The following is a 14978-nucleotide window of genomic DNA, read 5'->3' as shown; positions in this document are numbered from 1 at the left end:
CGCACGGCGGGGTCTGGGCATCGATCATCAGTCGCGCTCCTCCAGATAACGCAGCGGGTGGACATCCATCGGGTTGCTCTGCCAGCCGTCGAGCCTGGGTGAGACCAGATGCACGGAAACGTAGTCGTAGAGCGGCAGCAGGGCGTAGTCGTCGAGCAGCCGCTGCTGGGCCTGGGTCAGGGTGCGCTGGCGCGTCGCCGGGTCGAGCTCGCCGGTGCTCCTGGCCACCAGGGCGTCATACTCGGCGTCGTGATAGCCGCTGGCGCGGCTGGCCGAGCCGTCGTCGGCGTAGGAGCCGAGGAAATCGAACGGGTCGTTGATCGTCGCCACCATGCCGTAGCGGGCGACCTCGAACTTGCCCTGGCGGATGGTGGCGTAGTGCACCGCCGCCTCCGAGTTGACCAGCGCGACCTCGACCCCCAGCGGCTTCCACATCGCCGCCACCGCCACCGCGATCTTCTTGTGATCCTCGAGGGTGTTGTAGTTGAGCGTCAGCCGCAGCGGATGCTCGGGGCCGTAGCCGGCCGCTTTCATCAACTGCCGGGCGCGGGTCAGGCGCGCCTCCATCGGCATGTCGGCGAAGGCCATCTGGCCGCCGGGCGCGTTGGCGGTGCCGCGCGGCACGAACCAGGTCGAAGGCGTCTGCCCCTGGCCCAGGATCTGGCCGGTGATCACCTCGCGGCGTACCGCCAGGTTGAGCGCTTCGCGTACGCGACGGTCGGCCAGCGGCTGGCCGTCGCGCAGGTTGAACATGTAGAAGTACTCCGCCGTCAGCGGACCCACGCGCAGCGCGTCCGCCAGATTCTGCTTGGCCCAGACGAAGCGCGACGACGGCACGCTGGAGTAGGCGATATCCATCTCGCCGGTGCGGAAACGGTTGAGCGCTGAGCCGGCGTCGTCGATCGGGTAGAAGGTGGCCTGGTCCAGGGCGACGTCCTGGGCAGCGTGGAAGTGTGGGTTCTTGGCGATCACGATGCGCGCCTGGGGCTGCCACTCGCTCAGGGTGAAGGCGCCGCTGGAGACCGTCTTGCCCGGCTCGACCCAGTGCTCGCCGGCGGCCTCGATGGCGTGTGCCGGCAGCGGCGCCGCTTCGGTCATCGCCAGCGCCTGCAGGAACCAGGCGGTGGGCTGGGTCAGGTGAATCTTCAGGGTGTGCGCGTCCGGCGTCTCCACGCCCAGGCTTGCCGGGGCGGCCTCGCCTACGTTGATCGCCCGCGCACCGACGATGGGGTAGTAGAGATTGGCGTTGTGATTGGCGACCGCCGGCTCGAGTACCCGGCGCAGGGCGAACGCCGCGTCTTCGGCGGTGATCGGTTCACCATCCGACCATTCGGCGTCGCGCAGGTGAAAGGTGTAGGTCTTGCCGTCGGCGCTGATCTCCCAGCGCTCGGCCAACCCCGGTACCAGGCTGCCGTCGGCGGCATAGGTGACCAGCCCCTCGAACAGCGCGCGGGTGATGCGCGTTTCCCAGTTGCCGCTGGTCTTCTGCGGGTCGAGGGTGCCCGGCTCGGCACCGTTGGCGATATTGACGCTGAAGGCCTGGGCCGAGCTGGCCAGGGCGCCGAGCGCGAGTCCGCCGAGGGCGGCCATGAGCTGTCGTGAAAGCATCGTCTTGGCGTTCTTGTTGGGCCGCCGCGCGGATCATCGTTCTCCGGCGGCGGGGTGAGTGTCAGTCGTCGCGGGAAAGCCAGCGCGACAGATGGCGGTTGAGCGCGTTGTCCTGCCAGCCCGAGAGGTCGGGGGCGACCAGGTTGCGCGAGACGTCGACATAGATCGGCGCCATGGCGTAGTCGCCCAGGGCCTGGCGCTCGGCCTGCTCGAGCAGCTGCTGGCGGGCGTCGGCGTCGGTCTCCCGGCTGGCCGCGCGCATCAGCGCGTCGAACGCCGGGCTGCGATAGCCGCCGTAGTTCTTGGGCGCATTGCTCTGCAGGATGCCGAGGAAGTTGCTGGCGTCGTCGAAATCGGCGACCCAGCTGGCACGGCCCACGTCGAAGTTGCCGTTGGCCAGCTCGGCATAGTGGACCGCGCCCTCGGCGTTGATCAGCTGTGTCTTCACCCCCAGCGGTTGCCACATCGCCGCCAGTGCTACGGCGATGCGCTTGTTGGCTTCGGTGGTGGAGTAGCGCAGGGTCAGCTCCAGGGGGTGCTCGGGACCGTAGCCGGCGTCTTCGAGCAGGCGCTTGGCCTGGGCAATCCGCTCATCCATCGACCGATCCAGGCCGGGCATGCGCTGGGCGTCGTAGTGGGCGACGCCGCCGGGCACGAAGCCGCTGGCCGGCGCGACCACCCCGCCCATGATCTGCTTGGCGATCACCTCGCGGCGGATGGCCAGATTGAGCGCCTCGCGCACGCGCTTGTCGGCGGTGGGGTGGCCCTGGCGCTGGTTGAGCGCGAAGTAGTAGTTGGCCAGCTGCGGTGCCAGGTGGACGGCGTCGGGCAGGTTGTCTTGCAGCCACTGATAGCGGTCCGGCGAGAAGTCGCGGACGATATCCAGGCCCCCGGCGCGGAAGCGCTGCAGCGCGGCGCTGCGATCTTCCACCGGGTAGTAGTCGACCCCGTCGAGGGTGACTTCGGCGGCAGCATGGAACTCGGGGTTCTTGCGCGCTGCGATATGGTCGTGGGAGACCCACGAGGTGGGGGTGAAAGCGCCGTTGGTGACGATATGGTCCATTTGGGTCCAGGCATCGCCGTAGCGCGTGACCACGTGTGACGGTACCGGCGCGGCGGCGATGTGCGCCAGCAGCGTGGTGAAGTAGGGCGTGGGGCGCTCTAGCGTGATCTGGAGCGTCTTGGCGTCGAGTGCGACGACGCCCAGCGCTGGCGCGTCGGCTACGCCCTTGGTGTGCGCCTCGGCGCCGCGGATGAGGTAGAACAGATTGGCGTAGACGGCGCCGTTGGCCGGGTCGAACAGACGCTGGAAGGCGAGCACGAAATCCGCCGCCACCACCGGCTGGCCGTCCGACCAGTCGGCGTCGTCGCGCAGATGAAAGGTGTAGGTCTTGCCGTCGTCGCTGACCTCCCAGCTGCGGGCGACGCCGGGCACGTAGCGCCCGTCGGGGTCGAGGGTGACCAGCCCTTCGAACAGATCGCCCAGTACGTCGTTCTCCCAGGTGGTGCCACCGATGCGCGCGCTGTCCAGCGAGGCGGGCTCGCCCTGGATGCCGATGGCCAGCGTCGCCGCCGCGGCCGGGGCGGAGAGCGACAGCGCCCCCAGCAGCAAGGGGAGACAGCGGGCCGTGAGACGGCGTGTGCGTGAATCGAACATGATCGAGTCCTTGTGTTGTTATGCGAGGCGCAGCGTTCGGGGCTGCGCCGCCCGGGCGCGTTGCATGGACGTCCTACCCGTCTCGATCCTATGTCATCCCGGAGATGCCGGCACTCGATAGCGCTGAGGCTCTCTATCGATACAGCGCTGAGGGCTCTCTATCGCGCTGAGGGCTCTCTATCGCGCTGAGGGCTCTCTATACATACAGCGCTGAGGGCTCTCCGGGGTCTGCTTGCGGCGGCGCACTCAGCCGAGGTGGCGGCGTACCGCACACAATTGCTCGGCGTAGTGGCTGCCGCTGAGCCGGCGGCGCTCGACGCGGGCGTTGTTAGTCGGCGCGTGGAGCAGGGTGTCGTCACCCAGATAGAGCCCCACGTGGTCGACCACCAGGCGCCCGCTGGCACCCGGCTTCTCGAAGTAGAGCAGATCGCCGGCGCGGCGCGCCTCCAGGGCGACCGGTGTGCCGCTGGCGAGCTGATCGCCGGCGTCCCGCGGCAGCGCGATCCCGACCGCCGCGAACAGGCTGTGCACCAGCCCCGAGCAGTCATAGCCGAAGCTCGAATTGCCCGCCCACAGATAGCGCAGCCCCTCGAAGTGGCGGCCCAGTCGGGTCAGGGTGGCGGCGTCCGCGGGCAGCGGGGTCTCCGCCAGCCGTACGCTGTTGCGTGGCAGCCAGCCGCGGCCCAGCGGCGAGATCACCTCGACGTGTGTCGGCGTCACGGCCAGCCGACGCAGCCGGGTCATAAAGCTCAGTGCCAGCCGGTCGGCCTCGGGTCGGCCGCGTTGCGGTGACGTCACCACCAGCTCCGTGCGTGGCGCCGTGACCACCACCTCGCCCTCGACGCCACCCTCTGCCTCGTCGACGTCCTCGGCGAGCTGCGCCGCCGGCAGCCAGCCGGGGTAGCCGCGCGGATCGAGGGCGCTCGTCTGGCTCGGCACCACCACCCGGCACCACTCGCGGCCAGCGGCGTCGGTGGCGCGCTCGAGCACTTGCACCGGGGTATCGAACAGCACCTGGCTGACCAGCAGCTTGTCGCGGCACAGCGTCAGGCGGGTGTCGTCATCGAGTGCCGCCAGCCAGCGCTCGAGCTGGACCGGCGCCGCCAGCGCCGGGGCATCGAGGGTGCGGGGCGCCTGCGGCGAGCGCCACAGGCCGGCGACGGAGACAGCGATACGCGGCATGCTCGGTTCCCCCGATTCGGCGCGCGTGCGCTCAGTCCTTGAAGCTCACCCAGCGCGACGGATGGTTGTCCATCGCGTTGTCCTGCCAGCCCTGGAGTTCGGGATTGACCAGATTGCGTGTGACGTAGAACAGCAGCGGGGCGACGGCGTTGTCGTCCATGGCGGTCTGTTCTGCCTTTTCGAGCAGTGTCTCGCGCGCATCCAGATCCAGGGTCTGCGCCGCCTGATCCATCAGCTTGTCGTAGGTGGGGTTGGAGTAGGCGCCATAGTTGTTGCCTACCCCGGTATGCAGCAGGGTGAGGAAGTTCTCGGCGTCGTTGTAGTCGGCGACCCATGCGGCGCGGGCGACATCGAAGTCGCCCTGGGCGATGGACTGATAGTGGACGGTGGCCTCGGCCTGTTGCATCTGCACGTCGACGCCGAGCGGCTTCCACATCGCCGCCACGGCGATGGCGATCTTCTTGTGCTCGTCGCTGGTGTTGTAGCGCAGCCGCAGTGTCAGCGGATGGTCGGGGCCGTAGCCGGCCTCTTCGAGCAGCGCCTTGGCCTTGGCCATGCGTTCGTCGATCGACATTTCCTTGAACGGTACCGGCTGATGCTGATAGTGGCTGACCCCAGGCGGCACGAAGGCGAAGGCGGGCAGAAAGGTGCCGGCCATGATCTGCTTGGCCAGAACCTCGCGGCGAATGGCCAGATTGAGCGCTTCCCTTACCTTCGGATCTGCGGTCGGCCGGCCGTCGCGCATGTTGAATACGTAGTAATAGTTACCGAGGTAGGGCCCCATGTGGGTGGCCTTGGGCAGGTTCTCCTTGAGCCACTGGTAGCGGCTGGAGGGATATTCGCGCAGCACGTCCAGCTCGCCGGCGCGGAAACGCGAGATGCCGGCGTTGCGATCCTCGGTGGTGTAGTAGTTGACGCCATCCAGTGCGACTTCGTCGGCAGCGTAGTAGGTCGAGCTCTTCTCGACGCTGATGCGTGACTGCGACACCCACTGCACCGGATGGAAGGCGCCATTGGTGGCGATATGGTCCATCTTGACCCAGTCGCGACCGTACTTGTCGACCAGATGCTTGGGCACCGGATAGGCGGTGTAGTGGGTCAGCAGTTGCAGGAAATAGGGTGTGGCCTGGTTGAGCGTCACCTCGAGGGTCTTGCCATCATCCAGCGATTTAGCGCCCAGGCTCTCGGCCGGCTGCTTGCCGGTGTTGATCGCCTCGGCGTTGGCGATCGGGTAGAGCATATAGGCGTACTTGGAGGCGTTCTTGGGCGCCAGCAGGTGCTGCCAGCCGAACACGAAGTCCTCGGCGGTGACCGGCTCGCCGTCCGACCACTTGGCGTTGTCACGCAGATGGAAGGTATAGGTCCTGCCGTCATCGGAGACCTCCCAGCGCGTTGCCATGCCCGGCAGCACTTCGCCATCGGCCGACTGCTTGACCAGACCTTCGAAGACATCCATCAGAATGTCCGACTCCCAGGTGCCGCCGGAGACCTGCGAGGTATCGAAGGAGGCGAGCTCACCGATGACACCGATATTGAGCGTCTCGGCCTGGGCCGGGGCGGCGAGGCTGCCGATGGCGAGCGCGAGGGCACTGACGGCGTAGAAGCCGCGGGGAAGAGCGGGGAAGGGCATCGACGATGTCTCCGAATGTGTTTGTTGTTGTGGCGCGCACGGGGTTTCTCGAACAGTGCCCAGCGAGCGGCCGATACGACACCTTCGCGCGATCGGCTCAGCGCGTCTAATTCAAATGCTCGATGGTGTCTTTCATCTCATGCATAGCAGGCCGGGCTGCATGCGGCGAGGGCCGCGGGGATGGCTGTGGCGGGCGCGCGCGGATCAAGACATGGGGCGAGTCAGCATGGCGCTGTCGCTCTGCTCGGCGGCGTCGACGCAGATACGGTCACGGCCCTTGCGCTTGGCGCGGTAGAGCGCGCGGTCGGCACTGACGATGGTCGCGCTGAGCGTCTCGCCCTCCGGTGACGCCTCGGCGATGCCGATCGACAGTGTCACCGGGATATCATGCCCGGCGGCGTGCAGCGGGGTGCATATCACCGCGTCGCGCAGGCGCTCGGCGATCGCCTGCGCCGCCGCGATATCTGTCCCGGGCAGCAACACCAGGAACTCCTCGCCGCCCCAGCGCACCGCCACGTCCCCATCGCGTATGGCCCCGCGCAGGCGTGCGGCGACCGTGACGATCACGCTGTCGCCTACCTCGTGGCCGTAGGTATCGTTGATGCGCTTGAAGTGGTCGATATCCGCCAGCAGCACGGCTGAGCGAGTACCCTCGGCGCCTGTCGTGCGTGCCGCCTCCAGCCGGTCCAGCGCGCGCTGGGCGCCGTGGCGGTTGGCCAGCCCGGTGAGCTGGTCGGTCTCGGCCTGCTGGCGCAGGGCGCGGTTGGCGCGCTCGCCGGCCATGGCGATATAGCCGAAGTAGACCAGGATACTGGCGACCCGGTCGACGGCGAAGGAGGGATAATTGACCGCCTCCAGCGTGGGCAGCGTGAGGTCCAGCGCCAGCGCCACGGCGGTACCGACCAGGGCTACGGCGTAGGCGGTAAACGCCAGCGCCACGACGATCGGCGAGAACAGCCGTGCCGAGGCGGGCCTGACGATCTCGAACACCGTCAGGCAGGCCGGGAGCGTACAGACCAGGGCGATGACCAGGCGGCGATAGTTCAGTGCCACCTGACACAGGTCGAGCACCGCGAAAAGCAACAGGGGAAGCGTCAGCATGGCACCCAGCAGGCGCGGGTCGATGCGCCGCCGATAGAACAGCCGTACGCCGCTCCAGGAGCAGACCAGGCTGAGCATGAAGAGAAAATAGGTGATCAGGCTGAGCGTCAGGCTGGGTTCGCCGCTGGCCGGGAATTGGGTCATCAGCGCCGCCCCCAGCGAGGAGCCGATGAGTGCGGCCAGCCAGTGCCACAGGAAGCGCTCGCTGGGCTGACTCAGTACCACCGTCAAGAACACCAGCAGGAAGGCGGCGCGGCTCAGCGTCGCCGTGAGCAGAGCATCGTCGATCATGTGCATGGTGTCGCCTTCCTTCCCGGGTCGCGCCGGCCCGGCCGTGTCAGAAGCGGTAGCCGAACCCGGCGCCGAGCGTCCAGATATTGGCCCGCAGCTCGCTGCTGAACCCGTCGCCTTCGAAACGATAGGTGGGCACCTTCAGATAGTGCAGGCTGGCACTGACGAACCAGTCACCACTCACATGATAGTTGGCGCCGGCCACCAGCAGGGGACCGCTGACCGGCTCGACCGAGAAATCGGGAATGCCGGCCGCGGGTTCGACACGCCGCTCGCGGGCGTGGTAGAGACCGGCGCCGAGGTAGGGCGTCAGTGCACCCCACGAGGGGAAGTGGTGCTGCAACGAGAGTGTCGCGCTGTAGCTGTCGACACGACCGACGTCGAAGTCGCCGATCAGCGAGTCGCGTACTCGGTAGTGCGTGCGCGAGACGCCGCCGGTGAACTGGAGCGCCCAGCGCTCGCTCAGGAAGTAGCTGATGTCGACGCCCGGCTGAACGCGGGAGGCGATCTCGACCTCGCCGCCGATGGTCGAGATCGTCGAGTGGACCTGGGTGGCATGACTGCCTAGCACCACGCCACGCAGCAGCCAGTCGCCCTGGCCCAGGGTACCCGCCCGGGCTGAACCGGTGGGCGTCAGTGCGACGAGCACGAGCAGGCAGAGACAGGCGGAGCGGGCACGAGAGAGGTAGAAACGGGTGGCGCGATGCGGCTGGGTGACGGCTGGCGCAAGGTGCCGCATGGCGCTCTCCTGGGGCAGTTCGAAGGTCGGTGCCGGTCACGCCGACACCGCCGCGTCCTGCCGTCACTCTCTCCCTTTATCGGCGGCGATACGGCACGCTTGAGCGCCGTGGCCGCCGTGGCCGCCGTGGCCGCCGTGGCCGCCGTGGCCGCCGTGGCCGCCGTGGCCGCCGTGGCCGCCGCGGGCGAGCCTTACTCTGGCTTGTGCACCCAGCGCGAGGCGTGCATGTCGAGGGCGTTGTCGTCCCAGCCTTCGAGCCCTGGCGCCACCAGGTTGCGCGAGCTGTAGGTGTAGATCGGCGTCAGCGGATAGTCGGCCAACCCCAGCCCCTCGGCCTGCTGCATCAGCTTGGCCCGCTTGGCCGGGTCCTGCTCGCGATCCGATTCACTCAGCAACTGGTCATAGCGCGCGTCGTGATAGGCGCCGTAATTGTTGGTCTCGGCGGAGAGCAGCTGGAGGAAGTTCTGGGCATCGTCGTAGCTCGAGATCCAGGCGGCGCGGGCGACCTGGAAATCCCCCTGCATCAGGTCGGCGTAGTGGATGTTGGCCTCGGTGTTGCGCAGTTCGACATCGACCCCCAGCGGTTTCCACATGGCGGCCACGGCGACCGCTATCTGGCGATGCTCATCGCCGCTGTTGAAGCGCAGGGTCAGCTTCAGCGGTTTGTCCGGGCCGTAGCCGGCCTCTTGCATCAGTGCCTTGGCCTTGTCCAGGCGGGTGTCGATGGGAGCGTCGAGCCCCGGCTGCGACTGCGCCTGATAGTCGCTGGTCCCCGGCGGCACCAGCGAGGTGGCCGCGGTGACCGCGCCCTTGAGCAGCTGTTCGGCGATCACGTCGCGGCGGATCGCCAGGCTCAGCGCCTCGCGTACCCGCTTGTCGGCCACCGGCGAGCCGTCGCGCAGGTTGTAGACGTAGTAGTAGGTGCCCAGTGAGGGGAAGCGGTGGGTGGCATCGGGAAGCGTTTTCGAGAGGCGCGGATACTGCGCCGCGGGATAGTCGCGCAGGATGTCCAACTCGCCGGCGCGGAAGCGCTGGATGCCGGCCACCTTGTCCTCCAGCGGATAGTAGTCGACGCCATCCAGGCTGACGTTGTCGGCATCATGGAAGTGAGCGTTCTTGACCGTTTCCAGCTCGGTGTTGGAGACCCATTTGACCGGCTTGAAGGCGCCGTTGACCGCGATATGCGACGGGTCGCTCCAGTCGTCGCCGTACTTGGTGTAGAGATGCTGGGGGATCGGATAGGCGAACGGCAGTACCAGGGTCTTGAGGAAGTAGACCGTGGGCTCGTTCAGGGTGATCCGAAGCGTCTTGCCATCGTCGAGAGAAGCGACGCCGAGCGTCTCGAGCGGCTTCTTGCCGGCGTTGATCGCCTGGGCGTTGACCACCGGGTAAAGGCGGTGGGCGTAGTTGGAGGCGGTCTTGGGGTCGACCTGATGACGATAGGCGAAGACGAAGTCGTCGGCGGTCAACGGCTGGCCGTCGGACCACTCGAGCCCGTCGCGCAGATGGAAGGTGTAGGTCTTGCCGTCGTCGGAGACCTCCCAGCTCTTCGCCGCGCCGGGGATGATATGGCCCGCGGCGTCGATCGCGATCGGCCCCTCGAACAGATCGCGCAATACGTCCTCTTCCCATACGCCACCGGTGATCTTGGCCGGGCTGAGCGAGGCGGGATCGCCCGAGATCCCCATGTGCAAGGTGGCGGCGGGCAGCGAGAGCGAGGTCAGGCCGGCGGCCAGACCGATGGCGAGGGCGAGCGGATGAGAGCGCATCGGCAGGGGTTCCTTGTAGCTGTTGTTGGTCATGACGATAGGGTGACGACCGTCTGATAGCGGCCGTCGAGCGTTGGTGGCGAATGGTCGTCGACGGTAGCAGGGCCTTCGCGGCCGGGGTAAATGAATAATAGTGAAACCGTTATAACTATCTACCGCGTGCGCTCCCGCGCCTCGCCCCTGGCGCACTGCCACCACGCCGGCCGGCGAAGCCGGGATGACGCTCTGCCGGCGTTTGGCTACAATAGTCGACCTTTTGGCGCAGCCCGGCGCCGGGTGCCGCCTCCGCGGTTGGTGCGGCCTGGCGGGTGCCCACGCTCATGATGGCAGGAGTCCCATGCAAGAGATCAATCCGATCAACAACCTCATCAAGGACCTGTCCGAACGGACAGACGTCCTGAGGGGGTATCTTTGACTATGCCGAGAAGAAGGATCGGCTAGAAGAAGTCTCGCGCGAGCTGGAGAACCCCGAGGTCTGGAACGACCCCGACTACGCCCAGAAACTGGGCAAGGAGCGGGCGTCGCTGGAAGCCGTGGTCGAGACCATCGATACCCTGGACAGCGGCCTGGCCGACAACCGCGAGCTGCTCGAGCTGGCGGTGATGGAGGAGGACGATGCCACCGTCGATGAGGTGCGCAAGGAGCTCGCCTACCTCGAAGGGCAACTGGACAAGCTGGAGTTCCGGCGCATGTTCGCCGGGGAGATGGACGAGAACAACGCCTATCTCGACATCCAGGCCGGCTCCGGTGGCACCGAGGCCCAGGACTGGGCCAACATGCTGCTGCGCATGTATCTGCGCTGGGCCGAGCACCATGGCTTCAAGGCGGAGCTGACCGAAGTCTCCGCCGGCGAGGTCGCGGGCATCAAGTCGGCCACCGTGCATGTGCAGGGCGATTACGCCTTCGGCTGGCTGCGTACCGAGACCGGCGTGCACCGGCTGGTGCGCAAGAGCCCGTTCGACTCCGGCGGGCGCCGGCACACCTCGTTCGCCTCGGTGTTTCTCTCCCCGGAGGTCGATGACAACTTCGAGGTGGAGATCAACCCGTCCGATCTGCGTGTCGACACCTACCGCTCCTCCGGGGCCGGCGGCCAGCACGTCAACACCACCGACTCGGCGGTGCGTATCACCCACGAGCCCACCGGTATCGTGGTGGCGTGCCAGAGCCAGCGTAGCCAGCACGCCAACCGCGACTTCGCCATGAAACAGCTCAAGGCGAAGCTGTGGGAGCACGAGATGCAGAAGCGCAATGCCGCCAAGCAGCAGGCCGAGGACAGCAAGGCCGATATCGGCTGGGGCAGCCAGATCCGCTCCTACGTACTCGATGACCAGCGGATCAAGGATCTGCGCACCGGGGTGCAGACGAGCAACTGCGAGAAGGTGCTCGATGGGGAGTTGGATCAGTTTATCGAGGCGAGCCTGAAACAGGGGCTTTAAGGCGCGTGTCTGCGCTCGACGAGGCGGTGTTGCGCCGGCGCTCATCCTGCTCATGGACAACCGCGTCCACTGCGCGGATTCGCGCCGGCGCGCCTAGCCTCGTCGTCGCTCGAACCCCGCGCTGCTAGCGCTGGCCGGGTTGATACCCTAGAGCGGTTCGGGAATTCGACCCCCGCGCTACGAGCGTTGGCCGGTTGATTCCCTGAGCGATCATTGCCAAACCCTCGGACGATGGGCGCCGGTGCCAGGGCAAGGTGCGCAGCAGTGAGCCGGCCGTTTCACGGATTCGACGGCGTTATCGATTCGACGACTTCATAGATACGATTTTCCACAGGCGACGACATGGCGAACCAGGACAACCCGCAATCTCCCTCCGCTGCACCGACCGACGTGCAGGAAGAAAATCGGCTGATCGCGGAGCGTCGCGGCAAGCTGGCTGAACGCCGCGAGCGCGCGGCGGAGCAGGGCGGCAGCGCCTTCCCCAACGCCTTCCGCCGCGACAGCCTGGCCGCCGAGCTGCAGGCCGAGCTGGGCGAGCAGGACAAGGCGGCGCTGGAGGCGCTGGACCGTCAGGCTGCGGTCGCCGGGCGGATCATGCGCAAGCGCGGCCCGTTCATCGTGATTCAGGACGTCTCCGGGCAGATCCAGCTCTACGTCGACAAGAAGGGGCTGCCCGCCGAGCTGCTGGCGGACATCCAGAGCTGGGACATCGGCGATATCGTCGCCGGCAGCGGCCCGGTGCACAAATCCGGCAAGGGCGATCTCTACGTCATGCTGCGTCAGGCGGAGCTGCTGACCAAGAGCCTGCGCCCGCTGCCCGACAAGTTCCACGGCCTCACCGATCTCGAGGCGCGCTACCGTCAGCGCTATGTCGACCTGATCATGAACCCGCAGTCGCGGCGCGTGTTCGAGGTGCGCTCCGGGGTGATCGCGGCGATCCGGCGCTTCATGGTCGAGCGCGGCTTCATGGAGGTCGAGACGCCGATGCTGCAGCCGATCCCCGGCGGTGCCACCGCGCGGCCCTTTGTCACCCACCACAATGCGCTGGATATCGACATGTACCTGCGCATCGCCCCGGAGCTCTATCTCAAGCGACTGGTGGTGGGCGGCTTCGAGCGGGTGTTCGAGATCAACCGCAACTTCCGCAACGAGGGGCTGTCGACGCGTCACAATCCCGAGTTCACCATGCTCGAGTTCTACTGGGCCTACGCCGACTACCAGGACCTGCTCGACTTCACCGAGGCGATGATCCGTGACGTCGCTGAGCGCGTGCTGGGTAGCAGCGTGGTGGTCTATCAGGGCACCGAGTATGACCTGGGCCAGCCGTTCCGGCGCCTGACCCTGCGCCAGTCGATCCTCGAACATGGCGATGGCATCGGCGAGGCGGACATCGATACGCTCGACGGTGCCACCGCCACCTGCCGCCGTCTGGGCATCGAGGTCAAGTCGAGCTGGGGCCTGGGCAAGCTGCAGACCGAGATCTTCGAAGCGGTGGCCGAGCATCGCCTCGACCAGCCCACCTTCATCACCGAGTATCCGGCCGAGGTCAGCCCGCTGGCACGGCGCAACGATACCAACCCCCACGTCACCGACCGCTTCGAGTTCTTCGTCGGCGGGCGCGAGATCGCCAACGGCTTCTCTGAGCTCAACGACGCCGAAGACCAGGCCGAGCGCTTCGCCGCCCAGGCCGCGGAGAAGGATGCCGGTGATCTCGAAGCGATGTACTACGACGCCGACTACGTGCGCGCGCTGGAGTACGGCATGCCGCCCACGGCGGGCGAGGGTATCGGCATCGACCGCCTGGTGATGCTGCTCACCGACAGCCCCTCGATCCGCGACGTGCTGCTGTTCCCGGCGATGCGCCCGGAGTGATCGCCGCTCGCGGCAGCGCTGTCGCCGGCGCCCGCTGCGCGAGCGACGGCGCTGACCCGAGCGCGATAGGGTTCGCAGGCGGCGAGGCCGGCAGCGTTCAGCCCAGCGGGGCGACGCCGAGGCCCTCGACCAGGGTTTCCAGCGCGCGCAGGCCGGCGACCGAGTTGCCGTAGCTGTCGAGCCGCGGCGACCACACGCAGAGGCTCATCTGCCCCGGTACGATCGCCACGATGCCGCCGCCCACGCCGCTCTTGCCGGGCAGGCCCACGCGCCAGGCGAAGTCACCGGCGGCGTCGTAGAGACCGCAGGTCAGCAGCAGGGCGTTGAGCTGGCGGTTCTGCTGCGGGGTGACGATGACGCCGCCGTCGTCTGGATGCACGCCGCGATTGGCCAGGAAGGCGAACGCCCGCGCCACGTCGACGCAGCTCATCGACAGCGCGCAGCCGTGGAAGTAGACGTCGAGCACCTCGTCGACCTCGCCGTGAAGATTGCCATAGGCCTTCATCAGATAGGCGAGCGCGGCGTTGCGCGCCTTGTGTGCCATCTCCGAGCTGGCGACCCGGGTATCGAAGCCGAGCGTCGGGTTGCCCGCCAGGCGCCGCGCCAGCTCGCGCATGACCCAGTGGATCGACATGATCCGCGACACCAGCAGATCGGTGACCAGCAGTGCGCCGGCGTTGATGAACGGATTGCGCGGAATACCGCGCTCCACTTCCAGCTGCACGATCGAGTTGAATGCCTGCCCCGAGGGCTCACGGCCGACCCGCTGCCAGATATCGGCCTCGTCCAGATGCTGGATCGCGATGATCAGGTTGAGCAGCTTGGAGATCGACTGGATCGAGAACGGCGTATCCGCCGCCCCGGCCCGATAGACGCGCCCGGCGACGTCGCACACGGCGATGCCGAACTGATCCGGCACCACTTCCGCCAGTGCCGGTATGTAGTTGGCCACCTGGCCCTCACCGAAGTGGCGCGGCGCGTCGTGGGCGATACGCGCGAGCAGGTCATCGAGGGCGCTGGGGTCGAACGAAGTGGACATGGCGATGGTGGCAGTCGGCTGACAAGGGGGCGCCAGTGTAGGGCGCCGCCGCGCCGATTGCATCTGCCGCTCCGCCGCCGTCGGGCGCCGCGGCGGGCGCTGCAATCCAGGGTTGGTCATGGGCGCGACGAACGCTCATACTGTCGGCGCTGCGCGCAGCGCCGCACCATTGCGGCGTCGAGCTCACCGGCCTGAGGGCTGGCAGATTCGACGCCGTCGGTTTCGATGCAAAGGGGTGACACCATGAAGCTGCTCAACCGTTCCGCACTCAGCGTGAAGCCCACTCAGGCCTTCGTCGACTGGGTCAATTCGCTCGAACCCACAATGGGCGAGGACGATCTCACCCTCGACGACATCGCGGCGGAGACCACCGTCTATCTGATCCCCGAGATGGATACGCCGGAAGCGCTGGCGGCCTACGTCGAAGAGCGCTGCGTGGATATTCTCGAAAGCGAGCTGCGCGCCTGGGAAGAGGATTCACGGCAGTGGCCGGAGGTGGTCGATCTGGCGCTGTTCGAACAGTTCCTGACCGTCGAGCACAGCTATCTGGCGATCGACCTGGATGACGAGGTCGAGCTGGAGACCGCCGAGGTCGATGACGAGCTGCTGATGGAGACCGACGAGGAGTGAGCGAGACCCTGGGGCTGGCTAGTC

General features: G+C 67.2%; 11 protein-coding genes. 3 read left to right on the top strand and 8 right to left on the bottom strand.

Annotation, left to right across the window (positions count from 1 at the left end; genetic code table 11):
- Positions 1 to 27 precede the first annotated feature (27 nt).
- The 7 genes from ABV408_RS16225 to ABV408_RS16195 all read right to left on the bottom strand — a co-directional run bounded on the left by ABV408_RS16225 (position 28) and on the right by ABV408_RS16195 (position 9977).
- A complete protein-coding gene (locus tag ABV408_RS16225; protein ID WP_353979922.1) occupies positions 28 to 1590 on the bottom strand; it encodes a peptide ABC transporter substrate-binding protein in 1563 nt (520 codons plus the stop codon).
- Positions 1591 to 1669: 79 nt separating this feature from the next.
- Positions 1670 to 3265: a peptide ABC transporter substrate-binding protein gene (locus tag ABV408_RS16220; protein ID WP_353979921.1), complete on the bottom strand. Its 1596-nt coding sequence runs from the start codon at positions 3263 to 3265 to the stop codon at positions 1670 to 1672.
- Between the two features lie 246 nt (positions 3266 to 3511).
- Complete coding sequence (locus tag ABV408_RS16215) at positions 3512 to 4447, bottom strand: C40 family peptidase (RefSeq protein ID WP_353979920.1); 936 nt, start codon at positions 4445 to 4447, stop codon at positions 3512 to 3514.
- A 31-nt stretch (positions 4448 to 4478) separates the two neighbouring features.
- Positions 4479 to 6077 (bottom strand): peptide ABC transporter substrate-binding protein, encoded by a 1599-nt coding sequence (locus tag ABV408_RS16210; RefSeq protein ID WP_353979919.1) that lies wholly within the window; start codon positions 6075 to 6077, stop codon positions 4479 to 4481.
- A 204-nt stretch (positions 6078 to 6281) separates the two neighbouring features.
- Positions 6282 to 7475 carry a GGDEF domain-containing protein gene (locus tag ABV408_RS16205; RefSeq protein WP_353979918.1) on the bottom strand — a complete coding sequence of 398 codons (1194 nt, stop codon included), beginning with the start codon at positions 7473 to 7475 and terminating at the stop codon, positions 6282 to 6284.
- Between the two features lie 40 nt (positions 7476 to 7515).
- Positions 7516 to 8208 carry an OmpW family outer membrane protein gene (locus ABV408_RS16200; RefSeq protein ID WP_353979917.1) on the bottom strand — a complete coding sequence of 231 codons (693 nt, stop codon included), beginning with the start codon at positions 8206 to 8208 and terminating at the stop codon, positions 7516 to 7518.
- Between the two features lie 191 nt (positions 8209 to 8399).
- Entirely contained in the window at positions 8400 to 9977 is a 1578-nt protein-coding gene (locus tag ABV408_RS16195; RefSeq protein ID WP_353979916.1) for a peptide ABC transporter substrate-binding protein, read from the bottom strand.
- 337 nt (positions 9978 to 10314) lie between these two features.
- On the opposite strand from ABV408_RS16195, the gene prfB reads away from it, so the two are divergent.
- Together prfB and lysS are read left to right on the top strand one after the other, a co-directional pair.
- Positions 10315 to 11413 (top strand): peptide chain release factor 2 gene (prfB, locus tag ABV408_RS16190; protein ID WP_285950521.1). Its coding sequence is split into 2 segments (ribosomal slippage): positions 10315 to 10389 and positions 10391 to 11413, totalling 1098 coding nucleotides; the frame shifts between segments, so codons are not numbered across the junction.
- Between the two features lie 342 nt (positions 11414 to 11755).
- Positions 11756 to 13285, top strand: a complete 1530-nt coding sequence (gene lysS, locus ABV408_RS16185) for a lysine--tRNA ligase (RefSeq protein WP_353979915.1) — start codon at positions 11756 to 11758, stop codon at positions 13283 to 13285.
- Between the two features lie 97 nt (positions 13286 to 13382).
- Here the strand turns inward: lysS and glsB are convergent, their stop codons facing one another.
- A complete protein-coding gene (gene glsB / locus ABV408_RS16180; RefSeq protein ID WP_353979914.1) occupies positions 13383 to 14324 on the bottom strand; it encodes a glutaminase B in 942 nt (313 codons plus the stop codon).
- A 243-nt stretch (positions 14325 to 14567) separates the two neighbouring features.
- Between glsB and ABV408_RS16175 the strand changes: the two genes are divergently transcribed.
- Positions 14568 to 14954, top strand: a complete 387-nt coding sequence (locus ABV408_RS16175) for a hypothetical protein (protein WP_035473929.1) — start codon at positions 14568 to 14570, stop codon at positions 14952 to 14954.
- The last annotated feature ends 24 nt before the right edge of the window (positions 14955 to 14978 follow it).

This window comes from Salinicola endophyticus (assembly GCF_040536835.1).
In the GTDB taxonomy this organism is placed as follows: Bacteria; Pseudomonadota; Gammaproteobacteria; order Pseudomonadales; family Halomonadaceae; genus Salinicola; species Salinicola endophyticus_A.
This window is presented reverse-complemented; position numbering and strand designations above follow the sequence as displayed.

Bases quoted from the DNA above. Each gene is read 5' to 3' on its own strand.
- ABV408_RS16175 (WP_035473929.1), top strand. From the start codon at position 14,568: ATGAAGCTGCTCAACCGTTCCGCACTCAGCGTGAAGCCCACTCAGGCC.
- ABV408_RS16210 (WP_353979919.1), bottom strand. From the start codon at position 6,077: ATGCCCTTCCCCGCTCTTCCCCGCGGCTTCTACGCCGTCAGTGCCCTC.
- lysS (WP_353979915.1), top strand. From the start codon at position 11,756: ATGGCGAACCAGGACAACCCGCAATCTCCCTCCGCTGCACCGACCGAC.
- glsB (WP_353979914.1), bottom strand. From the start codon at position 14,324: ATGTCCACTTCGTTCGACCCCAGCGCCCTCGATGACCTGCTCGCGCGT.
- ABV408_RS16200 (WP_353979917.1), bottom strand. From the start codon at position 8,208: ATGCGGCACCTTGCGCCAGCCGTCACCCAGCCGCATCGCGCCACCCGT.
- ABV408_RS16220 (WP_353979921.1), bottom strand. From the start codon at position 3,265: ATGTTCGATTCACGCACACGCCGTCTCACGGCCCGCTGTCTCCCCTTG.
- ABV408_RS16225 (WP_353979922.1), bottom strand. From the start codon at position 1,590: ATGGCCGCCCTCGGCGGACTCGCGCTCGGCGCCCTGGCCAGCTCGGCC.
- ABV408_RS16205 (WP_353979918.1), bottom strand. From the start codon at position 7,475: ATGCACATGATCGACGATGCTCTGCTCACGGCGACGCTGAGCCGCGCC.
- ABV408_RS16215 (WP_353979920.1), bottom strand. From the start codon at position 4,447: ATGCCGCGTATCGCTGTCTCCGTCGCCGGCCTGTGGCGCTCGCCGCAG.
- ABV408_RS16195 (WP_353979916.1), bottom strand. From the start codon at position 9,977: ATGCGCTCTCATCCGCTCGCCCTCGCCATCGGTCTGGCCGCCGGCCTG.